The 14416-nt window shown below is 47.4% G+C and carries 12 protein-coding genes and 2 pseudogenes; 7 read left to right on the forward strand and 7 right to left on the reverse strand.

Features of this window, described 5'->3' with window-relative positions:
* The first annotated feature begins 9 nt into the window (after positions 1–9).
* The 3 genes from I1H34_RS29870 (at position 10) to I1H34_RS32585 (ending at position 4047) form a co-directional block, all read left to right on the forward strand.
* Positions 10–2571, forward strand: coding sequence for a PAS domain S-box protein (locus I1H34_RS29870; protein ID WP_212666953.1), 2562 nt, complete (start codon positions 10–12; stop codon positions 2569–2571).
* The gene (locus I1H34_RS32580) at positions 2490–3065 is read left to right on the forward strand and encodes a PAS domain S-box protein (protein ID WP_249370316.1); all 576 of its coding nucleotides are present in this window, start codon (positions 2490–2492) and stop codon (positions 3063–3065) included. Before I1H34_RS29870 ends, I1H34_RS32580 begins: the two co-directional genes overlap by 82 nt.
* Before the next feature lie 181 nt (positions 3066–3246).
* Positions 3247–4047: an ATP-binding protein gene (locus I1H34_RS32585; protein ID WP_249370317.1), complete on the forward strand. Its 801-nt coding sequence runs from the start codon at positions 3247–3249 to the stop codon at positions 4045–4047.
* A 21-nt stretch (positions 4048–4068) separates the two neighbouring features.
* Here I1H34_RS32585 and I1H34_RS29880 read toward each other — a convergent pair whose 3' ends face one another.
* From I1H34_RS29880 to I1H34_RS29905, 6 genes and pseudogenes are all read right to left on the reverse strand, one after another.
* Positions 4069–4458 (reverse strand): response regulator, encoded by a 390-nt coding sequence (locus tag I1H34_RS29880; RefSeq protein WP_212666954.1) that lies wholly within the window; start codon positions 4456–4458, stop codon positions 4069–4071.
* A gap of 201 nt (positions 4459–4659) precedes the next feature.
* Positions 4660–4980: pseudogene (locus tag I1H34_RS29885) on the reverse strand (recombinase family protein); the annotation flags it as partial.
* 154 nt (positions 4981–5134) lie between these two features.
* Entirely contained in the window at positions 5135–5980 is an 846-nt protein-coding gene (locus tag I1H34_RS29890) for a YwiC-like family protein (protein WP_212666955.1), read from the reverse strand.
* Complete coding sequence (locus I1H34_RS29895; protein WP_212666956.1) at positions 5977–6423, reverse strand: CopD family protein; 447 nt, start codon at positions 6421–6423, stop codon at positions 5977–5979. The genes I1H34_RS29890 and I1H34_RS29895 overlap by 4 nt, the downstream gene beginning before the upstream one ends.
* 26 nt (positions 6424–6449) lie before the next feature.
* Complete coding sequence (locus tag I1H34_RS29900; protein ID WP_212666957.1) at positions 6450–7130, reverse strand: alternative oxidase; 681 nt, start codon at positions 7128–7130, stop codon at positions 6450–6452.
* 77 nt (positions 7131–7207) lie between these two features.
* A complete protein-coding gene (locus I1H34_RS29905; protein ID WP_212666958.1) occupies positions 7208–9508 on the reverse strand; it encodes a nitric-oxide reductase large subunit in 2301 nt (766 codons plus the stop codon).
* 265 nt (positions 9509–9773) lie between these two features.
* Here I1H34_RS29905 and I1H34_RS29910 point away from each other — a divergent pair, with 265 nt between their 5' ends.
* The 4 genes and pseudogenes from I1H34_RS29910 to I1H34_RS33030 all read left to right on the forward strand — a co-directional run bounded on the left by I1H34_RS29910 (position 9774) and on the right by I1H34_RS33030 (position 12984).
* Positions 9774–10505 (forward strand): Crp/Fnr family transcriptional regulator, encoded by a 732-nt coding sequence (locus tag I1H34_RS29910; protein ID WP_212666959.1) that lies wholly within the window; start codon positions 9774–9776, stop codon positions 10503–10505.
* Positions 10506–10534: 29 nt separating this feature from the next.
* A pseudogene (locus tag I1H34_RS29915) lies at positions 10535–11954 on the forward strand (IS4 family transposase).
* A 169-nt stretch (positions 11955–12123) separates the two neighbouring features.
* Entirely contained in the window at positions 12124–12507 is a 384-nt protein-coding gene (locus tag I1H34_RS29920) for an Alr5209 family pentapeptide repeat protein (protein WP_249370318.1), read from the forward strand.
* A gap of 78 nt (positions 12508–12585) precedes the next feature.
* Positions 12586–12984 carry a transporter substrate-binding domain-containing protein gene (locus I1H34_RS33030; protein WP_212666961.1) on the forward strand — a complete coding sequence of 133 codons (399 nt, stop codon included), beginning with the start codon at positions 12586–12588 and terminating at the stop codon, positions 12982–12984.
* On the opposite strand, the gene I1H34_RS29930 is transcribed toward I1H34_RS33030, so the two are convergent.
* A complete protein-coding gene (locus I1H34_RS29930; protein ID WP_249370319.1) occupies positions 12973–14214 on the reverse strand; it encodes an ISAs1 family transposase in 1242 nt (413 codons plus the stop codon). The two genes, I1H34_RS33030 and I1H34_RS29930, sit on opposite strands and share 12 nt — an antisense overlap.
* Between the last annotated feature and the right edge of the window lie 202 nt (positions 14215–14416).

Below are 14416 nucleotides of genomic sequence, written 5' to 3' on the forward strand. Positions count from 1 at the left end.
TTCATAGTTATGCGGCAAGTCTCAGCATTTGCGTTAGATCAGGCGCTCGATCTCCTTTCACTTAGTGTTGCGCCACATACGCCTTTGCCTGAAGCGATTTGCCAAATGGGTCAGACCTCGATTTGTGGTCATCTCCCTGCAACAGAGGAGGCAGAGCTTCAGCATCCATTATTGGCTGAGCAGCATACTAGTTGTGTTCTCGTGTTGGACGATTCTCAGCTAGTCGGCATCCTGACTCAGCGGGATATCGTCAGATTGATCGCAGAACATCAATCTCTAGCTGAACTAGCCGTTGAGGATGTTATGTCTCAGCCAGTCATCACCTTGAAAGCAGAGGACAACCTGGATATCTTCTCGGTGTTAAATCTGATGCGCCATCATCAAATTCGCCATTTACCCATGGTGGATAATCAGGGGGAGATTCTAGGAGTACTGACACCGAGACGACTACGTAGTCTTCTAGAACCTGCTGATTTGATGAAAATGCGTCAAGTTCATGAAGTCATGACCTCGACTGTTATTCACGCTGTATCCACAGATCCTGTGCAGCAAATTATCCAGATGATGGTGGAGCATCAAGCCAGTTGTTTGGTGATTGTTGAAACCATCGCAGGACCGACTAAACCTCTCTGCCCCATTGGGATTCTTACTGAGCGAGATATTATCAAGTGCCAGCAACAGGAGCTGAATTTGGAGCGTACTCAAGCCCAGGATGTGATGAGTACCCCCCTCTTTCTTGTGAGCCCGGAAGACTCACTGTGGACGGCACATATACGGATGGAGCACCATAAGGTACGACATCTCGTTGTGGCCGATCTTCAAGGGGAATTAAAGGGGATTGTTACACAGAGCCACCTCCTGCCGAGGGATCAAGAGGAGATTAGTGAGGTGCTGGAACTGCTGCAGCAACAGGTTCAAGATTTGCAAACAGAGTATGCCAAACTGCAGCAAAAGCGAACAGATGATTTAGTCCGGGAAGCCAATGTCCAAAAGGGCGTTAGAAAGCATCTTGACTCAAAACTTCGGGATGCCAATCAGCGCTTGACCTTTCACGTAGATAACTCTCCCCTTGCTGTCGTTGAGTGGGATTCTCAATTCCGAGTGCAGCGCTGGTCACAGCAGTCAGAGAATATCTTTGGTTGGAGTGCCTCAGAAGTCTTGGGTAAACACTGGACGGACTGGCATTTTGTGCTTGAAGCGGACTTAGAGGCGGTCATGGAAGTCACGGGTGAGCTATTGACAGGTCATGCGCCACGAAATATTAGCCAGAGCCGTAACTATACCAAAGAGGGCTTGGTCATTGATTGTGAATGGTATCACTCTGCTCTCCTAGACGACTCAGATAATCTCATCAGTATTTTATCGCTCGCTCAAGATGTGACTACTCGCAAGCAGCTGAAGAAAGCACAGCAGGTTAGCAAAGAACGCTTGCAGTTAGCACTTGAAGGCTCTGGGGATGGGCTGTGGGATTGGGATATCACCTCAGATGAGGTTTATTTAAGTCCCCAATGGTTAGCAATGCTGGGTTATGAAGTGAATGAACTCCCCGGACATGTCAGCACCTGGGAGAACCTGATCCATCCAAAAGATAAACCTTGGGTGATGGAACTTTTGGAGGCGCACCTTCAGGATGGAGAGGTTCCTTATACCTTTGACTATCGAATGCGGACCCAGTCAGGCGAATGGAAATGGATTGCCAATTATGGCAAAGTCGTGGTCCGCGATCCCGATGGCACACCACTAAGGATGTCAGGAACCCACAAAGATATTAGCGAGCGCAAAAAAATCGAGGAGACTTTATGGGAAAGTGAAGAACGTTATGCTTTGGCTGTCAGAGGGTCTCAAGATGGTTTGTGGGATTGGGATATCCACACAAACGCCGTCTACTTATCCCCTCGGTTCAAGGAAATCATGGGATATCAGGATCATGAGTTGGCTAGCGAGTTTAAAGCCTGGGAGTCACAGATACATCCAGAAGACCACGATCTGGTTCTAGCCAAGATTGAGGACCATCTTAAGTCTCATCTTCCTTACGATATTGAGTACCGTTTACGTACCAAACAAGGCGACTATCTCTGGGTTCATGCCCGAGGTCAAGCCATTTGGAACAAAGATGGAGTTCCTCTGCGCATGGCAGGATCCATCAGCGATATCAGCGAGCGCAAGCACACTGAAGTTGCTTTGCGGCGACAGGCATTAATCTTCCAGAGCATTAAGGATGGTGTGATTCTAACTGATTCAGCAGGTTGCATCATTGATTGGAATCCGGCAGCAGAAACGATATTCGGCTATACCAAAGCCGAGGTATTAGGCCAGACACCAGATATACTCCATCAACCTGGAGAATCTGTAACTCTAACTCAACAAATTATTGATGACATGAAACGTGAGGGGCAGTGGTCGGGTGAGATCGCCTTTGTTCGCAAAAATGGCACAATAGGCTTGTGCGAAACGGTTGTTGTCCCCTCTTGGATCAGAACGGTCAGTTCGTGGCAACCATCGGACTCAACCATGACATCACTGAACGACAGAAGGCAGAAAAGCAAATTCATGAGCAGGCTGCTCTGCTGAATATCACTACAGATGCGACGATGGTCCGCAGTTTAGATCACAAAATCTTATTCTGGAATCAAGGGGCTGAAAGACTCTATGGATGGCAGGCAAAAGACGTCTTAGGGCGAAATGTCAATGACCTTTTGTACCCGGAATCTTTGACACAGCTTGAGGACATTCAGAATGCACTACGTGAGAACGGTACATGGCAGGGAGAGTTGCAGCAAGTAACCCATAGTGGCCAGGAGATAGTTGTGGATAGTCGCTGGACCTTAATGCAAGATGACAATAGACAGCCATCCTCAATCCTGGTTGTGAACACCGATATTACTGAGAAAAAACAATTGGAAGCGCAATATCTGCGTGCTCAGCGACTAGAGAGCATTGGCACTCTTGCTGGAGGTATTGCCCACGACCTTAACAATATTTTGACTCCAATTGTCGGTATTGCTGGACTGTTGCCGCTCAAAATCCCCATCTTGATGAACAGAGCCAGCATCTCATTGAGATGATGCAGATCAGTGCCCATCGAGGAGCTGATTTAGTCCAGCAAGTCTTGTCCTTCTCGCGTGGAATCGAAAATAAACGCATAACATTGCAAGTCGGGCATCTGCTCTCAGAAGTCAAAGACTTTGCCGAAAAACCTTTCCTAAGAACATCAAGCTGCACATCAATCTCCCTAGTGACCTAGGCATGGTCAGCGGTGATGCGACTCAATTACATCAGATGCTTATGAATCTCTGCGTCAATGCCCATGATGCTATGCCCCACGGAGGAACCCTAAGCTTCTCTGCTGAAAACTTTCTCATTGATGAGAACTACGCCCAAATGCTTCTAGAGGCCCAGGTCGGTCCTTATATAATTCTCTCAGTTGCAGATACTGGTGTTGGCATGGCACCAGAAACATTGGAACGCATTTTCGATCCCTTTTTCACGACGAAAGAGGTGGGCTCAGGCACGGGACTGGGACTATCTACGCTTATGGGTATTGTCAAGAGCCATGGAGGGTTTGTAAAGGTAGATAGCCAGTTGGGGAGTGGGACTCAATTTTCGGTGTATTTGCCCGTAGTAGAGGACAATAACACCGCTCAAACGGAAGCTCTTGAGCACGTCAATGGCCTGGGAGAATTGATTTTGGTTGTAGATGACGAAGCCCCGATTCGTGAAATTGCGAAGGCGACATTGGAAGCCTACAACTATAAGGTGATTACAGCTCAAACTGGCATTGAGGCGATTGCTCAATACGTCCAGCATCAAGATGATATCGATGCAGTCTTGATGGATATGATGATGCCTGAGATGGATGGTACCACTGCAATTCAGACACTGAAAGCTTTGGACCCACAGGTCAAGATTATTGTTGCTACTGGCTTAGTGAGTAAGGAACAAAACCCTACTGATATTGATCTAAAAAGTGATGCCTTGCTATCAAAGCCCTATACGGCTGAGACATTGTTGAACACTTTGAAAGGGGTGTTTAATCACACTCCATGACAATGCATTCCCCTACAGCTTTCAGTCAGCCCAATCCAAAGCGGCTGAGATTTGATGGGCTAGTGTCAAAACATCAAACGGTTTTGTAATGATTGCCTGAACACCTAAACCAGCATATTGGTGTTGTTTAGCGAGGTCGGGTCTCCCAGTGAGAAAAACAATAGGAATATTTTGGGTGGTGGGGATTTTTTTCAGCTCAAGTAAGGTCTCCATGCCCGTCATTAAGGGCATTTTCAGGTCTAGGAGAATCGCATCAGGCAGTTGAGCTATCGCCATAGTTAGCCCTTCAGAACCACTTAGAGCACCCAAGACTTGCCAACCCGCTGTCGTTTCTAGAGCAACTCGGATGACATATACTGTGCAAACATCATCATCAATGCAAAGTAGCGTCTTGGGTTGGATGATAGACATGGATTCAGTTCGTCTTGCATCAATATACAGAGCAGTTGTCTGCTAGCGAAACATCTGCTCTGTATATTGGTAAACTCACCATACAGATGCATTCAGTGTTTTAGTCAATTTCGGTGATAACAACTCTAACCAAAAGTGATGTGGAACTTGTGAGCCACCAAATATTTGATCAATATAGGTCGAGACTGCTATTGTCCACACTTACTGTACATACTCTGTTTCACCATCGATTAGGAGCTGTCCAGCTTTCTTTACAGAACCATCTCCATTGATGTAGGCAAAGAGCGTAGCCGTTGTTATTCCGAGCTTTTGCGCCACTTCTTTGGCACATGCCTTCGGATCGCTCATGGCAGTCATCGCCATTTGAAGCGTCGTTTTATCCATCTTGCGGGGCCGCCCTCCCTTTCGGCCTCTTGCCCGTGCTGCTTGTAAGCCAGCTCGTGTTCGTTCACCAATCAGTTCTCGCTCATATTCTGCCAGGGCTGCAAAAACCGCGAAAAACAAGCGACCATTGGCAGTCGTCCACCTGTAAATTATTCCGGGTTAAGTTGCCCAGTCTGAGTTTTGGAGGTTTTACAATAGTCTCATTCCGCTGAGATCAAAATGTACCTCCTTGTAATGAAGTTCAGTTGGCAATGCTATCTGTTGAACCGTATCAAATCTCCAAAAGTTACTCTTAAACTGGAATAGGAAGTTGGGCCGGGAGTAGAGAGAGGGCTACAATCGCTAGGAATCCAAGTGCTGATAATGTTTCTAGAGCTGCCACATTTTGAATCCGAGTGTTTCGGTACCATTTTTGCCCGAGTAAGATCAAGCCAAATTTGAACAGAGCCACACCAAAGGCCAACGCCGTGATGGTTTCCAACCCACCAGCGTACCAAAGGACCCAAACAATGAAGGTGGCGATCGCATGATAAACCAGTCCTGGGACCCATGATTCTGTTTTAGGCTTGCGCAGCTTGACGGTGAAAATGGCACTGCTGAAAAATAGAGTATTCAAAATCCACAGTCCTAAAACCGAGGCTGTCAGAGTCCCTAAGGTCGCAGTATAAGCTAGGGGGGCTGCTAAGCAGACAGCCGCAAAGGTCAGCAGCTCATTGGCAATCGCTCTCTGCTTGCGGTAGAACACTGCAATAGTATCGACTAACAAAGTTGAGATCGCACTCAGATACAGCCACAGCAGAACAGGGACCTGTATCGCCAGAATGCCACCCAGCCCCATGGCAATAGCCGTATAAATTCCACCCCATATCAGGAACCGAGGTTTCCAACTGCGCCGCTGTTTAATCTGCAACACCAGAGGGTGCTCAGCCTGAAAGCCAGTAAAAGCACAAACTAGGGCAAGGGTTGTCGCTAAGGTCCACTGCTGGGCAGCAGCAGCACCTGTCAGGAAAGAGACAATCAACACGACATAAACGCCATGCTCCGATGAGAAAGTGGGGTGATACCAAGCTGAGAGATGGGACGTCGATTTGGGATCTAGCTGCACAGTCTTAGATTGATGAGAATCAGAGACTGTCATATTAGTCCTCCTAGGCGAATTCCGCTCCCCAGAATCACGAACAAAACGGCCAAGGTGGTTACACCCACAATGTGATACGCCAAGGAATTCATTGTTTCTTTAGTGAGCTTCGGAATGATGAAAAAGCGGGCATGAATGGCTAGCGCCAGCGTGCTTACGAGCAGGCCCAGCTTAATTGCAATATATCTAGAAAGATAGGAGTCAAAAGCTAAAAAAGTCTGGAAGCCAGGGAAATAAATCCAGGTCAGCCATAGCCCTGTAGTTACTTGAAGCAGCAATGCCAACAGGCCAAAGTTCTCAAAGTGTTCTTCAAAAGCATGAATACGATCTGGATCCCGGTTTTTCAACGCTTGAGGTAGAACCGTAATGGCAAGTACCAGATGGCCTCCTGACCATACTGTTGCACCTAGAGTGTGCAGAATAACCAGGATTTTGAACAGCATAAGAGATGTTTGATCCGCGATAACAGTTAAGGAAGTACTGGGGTATCCTCTACACTCAAGACTGGGGAAGCATGAGGGCTGAGAAGGTCCTGAAGCGCACCAGGTTTTTGGCAGGCTGCCATGGTTTTGACATGTTCCATTTCATCATCGCGAATGGCCACAAATACGTCGTAGAGCGAATCGATCTGAGGACGGCGTTCTTCGTCTCTGCGTGCCGTCTGGAACTCATCAAACATATATAAATCGCCATCACGGTAGTACTGCACAGCAATTTCAGGGGCAGATTGAGTCTTAAGCGTATCGGCTTCTAGCTTGAGAAACTTGTCATAGGAGGCATAGGCATGTTCTTCTACAAGTTCCATAAAACGATAGGCTGAGCGAGGTGAGACGAGGTACAGCCCTGCAATCACCCAGTAATAAATCATGGCCGTAGTTTTTGCCAATAGGCGATCACCCCAAAAGTTTGCACCCCCTAGAGATTCCATAATCAACAGGTGGTGAAGTTCATTCCAAGATTCTGAAAAATGAATCTTTAGCCAGTCTGCCTTACGCCACAAGCCCAAGGTTTCATAGAAGTGCAACACTGACAGATAGGAAAAGTAGGGAACACGAGCTACAGTCTCAAGCACGTAAAACCGTGGATAGGGTCGATTGGCGTAGACCTTATTAATCACGAGCACCAAAATACCAACTAAAAGACGAATCATTGCAATAAACCTCTAAGCAGCAAATAAATTAAAATCCCAGAACTCATACGTCATCCTGAGACTTGAAATCGAAATAGTCAACGAACCTCTGTGGCTAAGTCCGTTGGCTGTGATTGAGTGGGTTGCCTGAATATAGCAACAATCGCCCGTCCTACACTAAACACCAGCACTAGAGCACCGACAGAAAAGATAATGTCGCCTGGAATCCGCAACCAGACCGTCCATCGCATCCAGGGAGAACTAATGACCTCGGCACTGCGAGCATACCAAGTGCCATGATTCACGGACTGCACCAATTGATAAAAGCCGTTGGGAATCAAGCCACAGACCATCATGATCCCCAAGCCGCCATTAATCCACCAGAACGAAAAGTTAAAATTCTGCTCATCCCAAGCGGAGTCGGGGGTGATTTCTCGCAGCGCAAATAGCATGAGTGCAATCGCCAATGAGCCATACACACCGTACAGTGCTGAGTGCGCATGAATCGGAGTAGTGTTCAATCCCTGAGAGTAATAGAGCACGATGGGCGGGTTGATTAAAAAGCCAAATACACCTGCACCAACAAGATTCCAGAAACAAGTGGCTAAAAAGAATTTGAGCGGTAGTCGGTAAAACCCTTGAGCTTCCTGGGATAGCTTCAATGATTTCACGACTTCAAACCCAATCAAGGTGAGAGGCACGACTTCTAATGCGGAAGCAACCGAACCCATTGCTGCAATAAAGACGGGCGTTCCCGAAAAGTAAAGATGATGGAGAGTGCCAATCACACCACTACCAAGATAGAGAATCGTGGTTAGATAGGTGGCCCGTAAGGCTGTAGACCGCTTTAAAAAGCCTAGCTCACTACATAGGTAGGCGATTGCCACAGTCGCAAATACTTCAAAAAAACCTTCTACCCATAAATGCACAACCCACCAGCGCCAATACTCAGCAATACTGAGGGGGGTATGGTTGGTATACATCAAGCCTGCAGAGTAAAAAAGCGGAATAGTAATCGCACTGTAGAGAAAGAAATGATTTAGCCCCGTCTTGCTACCCTCAGCCTGTAAGGCGGGTTTGAGCGCCCGAAACATCAGCCATAGCCAAAAAACCATGCCACCAATCAGCAATAACTGCCAAAGCCGACCTAGTTCCACATATTCATAGCCCTGATGTCCGAACCAAAAGCTTTTATCCCCTAGCAAACCTTGAACACCAGCCCAGGAACCAATCAGCGAACCCACTACTACGATCGTTAGGGCTACCAGTAACCCACCATTACCCCAAGCTTGGAACTTGGGTTCATGCTTACCAAAGCGTGGTCCAAAGTATAGCCCCGCTGCTAGCCAGCAGGTCGCGATCCAAAATACCGCGAGCTGCAAATGCCAGGTGCGCGACGCAGCATAGGGTAAATACTGCTGAATCGGTACCCCGTAAAAACCATCCCCTTCTACCGCATAATGTGCCGTCACCATTCCCATCAGAATCTGAACTAAAAAGAGCGTCATTGCCACTCCAAAAAAGAGAGTAGTAACTTTCTGGCTAGGAGTAGCGATCCGAATGGCAGGCCGGGTAGTTACGGGTTGCACGTCTTCGGCATCTTCTTGGGTGATGTAGATAAAAAGGAAAAAGGCGATCGCTGCAATTAACACAATCACCGAGACAATCGACCAGATCAGGAACTGAGCGGGGGCTTGGTTACTAATGAGATCGTCATGGGGAAAGTTGGCCGTATAGGAAAAGGGAGCGTTGGGGCGATTGGCCGAGGCAGCCCAGGCCGTCCAAGTGAAGAAAGAAGTCACATCCCGAATTTGGCCACCATCCGTAAACCAACCCCTGGGAATTGAATGCACTGCTGAGCCTTGGGATAGTAGAGTTTGATAGTCAGCAAAAACTGTCTGGAGTCCCTGGGTCTGTGCGGCTGTTAGAGTCAATGCCTGTGTCTCTGGCCCATAGCGGTTGGCTTTAAAGTCCTGCTGTACCTGAGTTTGCAGAATCGCTCGTTCTACGGCAGGCAGTGCCTCTAAATCCGTCTGTGAAAAGTTTGGATTGTTGTTGTAGATTACGCCTGCTGTCGCTAACCCCCAACGATGGAGGACATCTGCTGTCCAGTCTGGTGCGAGGTAACTACCATGTCCCCAGATGCTGCCAATATGTTGTCCACCTCTTGCCAGATAGGCTTCTTGACCTGCTTGAATATTAGCCTGAGTCAGAATGACTTCTTGCTGAGGTGAAACGATAGTCATGGGGATGGGAGGCGCATTTTTATAAATAGCAGCCCCGGCAGAGAGCAAAACCGTAAAGGTGACAATACAGATCAACGCTAGCCATGCCGGTAATCCAACTCGTTGAGGATGCTTTCCGGTCGCAACTGTACTCTCGAAAGTGGGATTAGCCATTCTTGCAAAATAGATAAGTTCAAACTGATATCTGGAGGTAAGCAAACAGTGCCACAGAGACGATCACTAATCGCGATAACACTTGCATCAGCCCTCCTTAGCCTAGGAGAGGCTACAGTAAAAATGCTTTGACTTATGTCAAAAAATATCTTGAAAGATTCTTAATTTTGCGAACCCGATGAAGTACAGCCTGTTCGAAATAACCCAATGAAATCCTTAAGATAAGGAGAGGCCAAGCTGGATAAAAAATACTCTGGGGTAATGAATGGACGAATCGCAACTCAGTCGGTGGTTATCATCGACCCTTATTTTCCAAGAACTCTCTTGCTCACAGCTCCTGGCTTTAACCCAAATCGCTCAATTTCAAGTCTTCAAAAAAGGTGAACTCATTTTTAAGCAAGGACGACCGGCTACTAGGTTCTTTGTGATTAAAACAGGAAGAGTCAAAGTCTTTAAAATTTCTGTGAATGGTAGAGAGCAAATTCTGAATATCTTTGATGAGGGGGAAAATTTTGCTGAAGTGGCAGCGATAGATGGACTAGAGTTTCCTGCATCTGCAACCGCATTAGATCCGACAACAGTTGTCTTTTTCACTCGGACAGAATTTTTGGCATTGCTGCATCAATATCCCGACATCGCCATCCATATCCTCAGTAGTTTGGCGAGACATACACGACATTTAGTTCAGGTCATCGAAGACCTCTCCTTTAAAGATGTGCCGCAGCGCCTGGCATCTCACTTACTGAATTTGAGCAGCTATCAGACGGTCACTCCGTTGACTCAACAAGCAAATGTAGTCATGCTAAATTTAAGCAAACATCAGCTAGCAGCGGCTTTAGGTACGATACCGGCTACCCTCTCGCGGGCATTCTATCGCCTCAGCACTGACGACATCATTGCAGTCAAAGGAATGCAAATTGAGATCTTGGATCACGACCGCCTCCTAGCGTTAAGTCAACTATCGAAATCTCAACCATCTCTAGACCAATGTCACTGACTTAAGAAAGTAGAAAAGGGCTGCAAGTCTTGATAGATATAGAATCAAGACTTGCAATCCATCAATAATCTGCCTTCTACTATGTCTCAGTCAGCCGAAATTCTCAAGCATCAGTTTTCCCAAAGCCTGGGATTGCCCTGGACGGATATTCTTCCCGCTTCAAGGCTGACCGACATCCTAGCAGAAGAATCAATCTCCTATCGTAACCGTGTGTATACGCCCATCGTTACGTTGTGGGCCATGCTCTACCAAGCATTATCTGCAGACAAAAGCTTGCGTAACACAGTCAAATGCATCACCATCTGGCTCACTGCCGCAGGAATCCAACCCCCATCATCAGATACAGGAGCCTACAGTAAAGCCCGAGGAAGATTACCTGAGTCCCTGCTGCAACGGTTAATTCCCGAAACTGCTAATCACATAGAGCAAAGCATTCCCCAAGAACACCACTGGTGTAATCGAACAGTGAAAGTCTATGACGGCACGACAGTGCTGATGGCTGATAGTGCGGCGAACCAAGGGGAGTATCCTCAACATGGCAATCAGGCTCCTGGCTGTGGATTCCCCATTGCCCGTTTAGTGGTGTTTTTTTGCTTAATCACAGGGGCAGTGGTCTCAGCCTGCATTGCCCCCTGGAGCATGAGTGAAATCGTCATCAGTCGGCTGCTTTATGAGGATCTGGAGGTTGATGATGTGGCCATAGCAGATCAAGCCTATGGCAGCTATGTTGATCTAGCCCTGATTCAACAACAAGGAGCCGATGGGGTTTTACGTAAACATCATGCCCGTCATACAGACTTCCGTAAAGGCCGTAAGAACGGGATAGGAGACCACCAAGTTCAATGGCAAAAGCCCACACGGTGTCCCGCCCACATGAGTGCAACGGAGTTTGCAGAGATTCCCAAAACGTTGACAGTCAGGGAGGTATCGCTACGTCTATCGCGTCGAGGCTTTCGAGACCAGTTCATTATCGTCGTCACGACCTTACTGGATGCTCAGCGCTATAGTGCTAAACAATTGACTCGCTTGTACGGATGGCGATGGCAGGCGGCTGAAGTCAATTTGAGACACCTCAAAACCACCTTAAAGATGGAAATGCTCACGGCAAAGACACCTGAAATGGTGCGCAAGGATATTTGGTCTCATTTGCTAGGCTACAACTTATTGAGAAGTCTCATGGAACAGGCTGCCCCATGGGCAGAATATGACCGCTCTCGACTCTCTTTACAAGGGGCTCGACAACACTTTAATCAGATGCTGGTTTTGTTAGCAACGGCGACACAAGCTATACGTCAACGGTTGTATGCTCATCTGCTTGAAAATATTGCTACTGACCTTCTGCCTGTTCGACCCCATCGACTCGAACCCAGGGTCGTTAAACGAAGACCTAAGCCCTTCCCCAGAATGCGACAACCGCGCTCTGTCCTCAAAGCCAATCTGGCTGCTTGATTAAGCTTATCTCAGTGCCATTGATCTCTAGACTGAATGTAACGCCTAGATTCAAATCCTTTTCTCAAAAACCAAGATGACAGCAGATGTTTGGCTACTACGGTCTATTATTTGGCAAAATTTTGACCATTGCCTATGGCATTCTTAACTCGGTAATATACGCTTGAATATGGAAGCTCCACTCACAAAGCAATCAATGGAACCGACCCAAAATCCGAAAGTTGATAAACTCCTCAAAAAATATGCCGCTGGGGAACGCAACTTTAGAGAAATAGATTTAAGTCAGTCTGACCTCAGTGGAATTAACTTAAAGGGAGCAGATCTTAGTTATGCTGATCTCCGTGAGACAAATTTAAACAATGCCAATTTGAGGGGAACGGATCTTAGTTATGCCAGTTTGAGTGAAGCAGATTTGACACAAGCAGATCTACGCGGATCCAGCCTTTTTGGTGTCGACTTGAGAAGCACGACCTTAACAGATATTAGCCTCACTGAGGCTGATTATGATAAGACCACTCACTTCCCAGCTGGCTTTGACCCTAATGCGTCTTGAACCAAACAGGGCTAGCCCCTTGTCTTTGAGTCAATAGGTTAGTAAGATTCTGCCAATCTTCTTGTTCAGTGTCACCTTATGAAGCTTTTTTGTGTAGCGTTGAATCGCATCTCTGCTGTGCGATTGCCTCGCATTCCCCAGATCTTTGCTACCGTTGATGGCCAACATTCTATGGTACGTGCATCACTCACCGTCATGGCAACAGCATTGCTCAGTTGTGTAATCACCCCTCAATGGGTCTCAGCTGAAACCGTTCTTGAAAAGGTTGATCGTACAGGTACATTAACTGCGGGCACCAATCAAGCAGCTTTCCCCTTTGCCTTTACCAACGAGCAGGGACAACTGCAAGGGTATTCGGTAGACATGCTAAAGCTCATTCAAACACAGCTTTCAGAAGAATTGGGGAAGCCGATTGAGCTGAAGCTCTTGGCCCTAACCCCCGAAGCCAGGGTAAGCGCAAGAAAATCAAGCCTCTGAAAGGCTAGACTGTAAAGGAATAGAAGCGCCTAGAACCTTGAGCATATACGCTTCATCCATGCTCGCCCGTTTTAGTTTTTGACGGGTACTTTTCTTAAAGGACGTTTCTTGATTGAGAAGGTTGATGCTCCAGCGTCTCAGGATGGCCATGTTTTCCGGCGCATGTCCTGTGCGAATGCGGCTAGCATCTTCGCTAAAGGTCACGTCTAAGACCCAGTGGAGTTGGTTCTCAATCGACCAATGCTGGCGGATGGCTTTGCCCAACTGCTGAGCATTTGGCGGTAGAGAACTGATATAAAACATCACCTCATAGGTGGTTTTGTTCCACAGATGTCGGGTCCGAGCGACCTTGACGATGGTTTGCAAGCCCTTCCACTGCGCCTGCTTGTACAGAGGACCCATCTGTTGAAGGGACACGGCCCAAACTTGTCGTTTCTCGCGACGATGGTGCCCTGCTTCCACCCGCGCATCATAGCTGTGCTCAATGCACTTAAACTCATTCGCCTCAGCCGTTTCAAACCATTGCTCAACCTGCTCAAACAGCGTGGGATGATTCTCCTTGAGGGCCAGCACATAGTCAGCCTCTTTAGCTTGAATGTGGCGGGCAATCTCGTGCTGAGTTCCCATTGCATCAATGGTAATAATGCACCCGGCAATGTCTAATAGCTCTAGCAGTGCTGGAATAGCGGTAATTTCGTTACTCTTGTCTGCAACTTTGACCTGTCCTAGAAATAACCGATACTCACTGGCCCAAGCACTGACCAGATGCAATGCGGATTGGTCTTGATTGCGATCATAGGAACCTCTGAGTTGTTTGCCGTCAATCGGTATCACTTGAGCGCCGAGGGTTGTCACTACCTGATCCAACCAGTGATTGAAACTCCGCTCAAAAGCGGAGGGGCAAATACGCTCAAACACTCGTCGATAGGTTTCTGCTGTCGGTATCCCGGACGGTAAGCTCAGAAAACTCGACAACCAATCCTGATGGCTCAGACCATAGGTTTCAATGTCTTCCCACCCTTGTGCTCCACCTAAACTTGCCAATAGTCCAATCACGACGATGCTGACAAACGGATGCTGGACACCTTGGCCTCCACGTGGATCAGGCAAATCTTCAAAACACTCGGACAATTGTTGATAAGCCTGATCGCAATCACTGGCAGGCAGGAGTGACGAGGATGAGTCAGTGGAAGCTGGTGAGGAAGGAGGCTTGCTGAATCCTGTAGCCATGGGGAAACCCTTTTAACAGAATGGAGTTCCATAGCATATTACAGCTTCATTTTTCTTGCGCTGCCCCTGGCGAATGGTGATGAGTTTATTATCTGACATGCTTGAAAATATAATGAGTGTTTTTGGTAAGAACCGCGAAAGGCTAATCAGCGGTTTGGAATACTTCAATTTTCACTAGACTCACTGTACAGATTATTGAAAG

Origin of the sequence: Acaryochloris marina S15 (genome assembly GCF_018336915.1) — a bacterium.
GTDB lineage: Bacteria > Cyanobacteriota > Cyanobacteriia > Thermosynechococcales > Thermosynechococcaceae > Acaryochloris > Acaryochloris marina_A.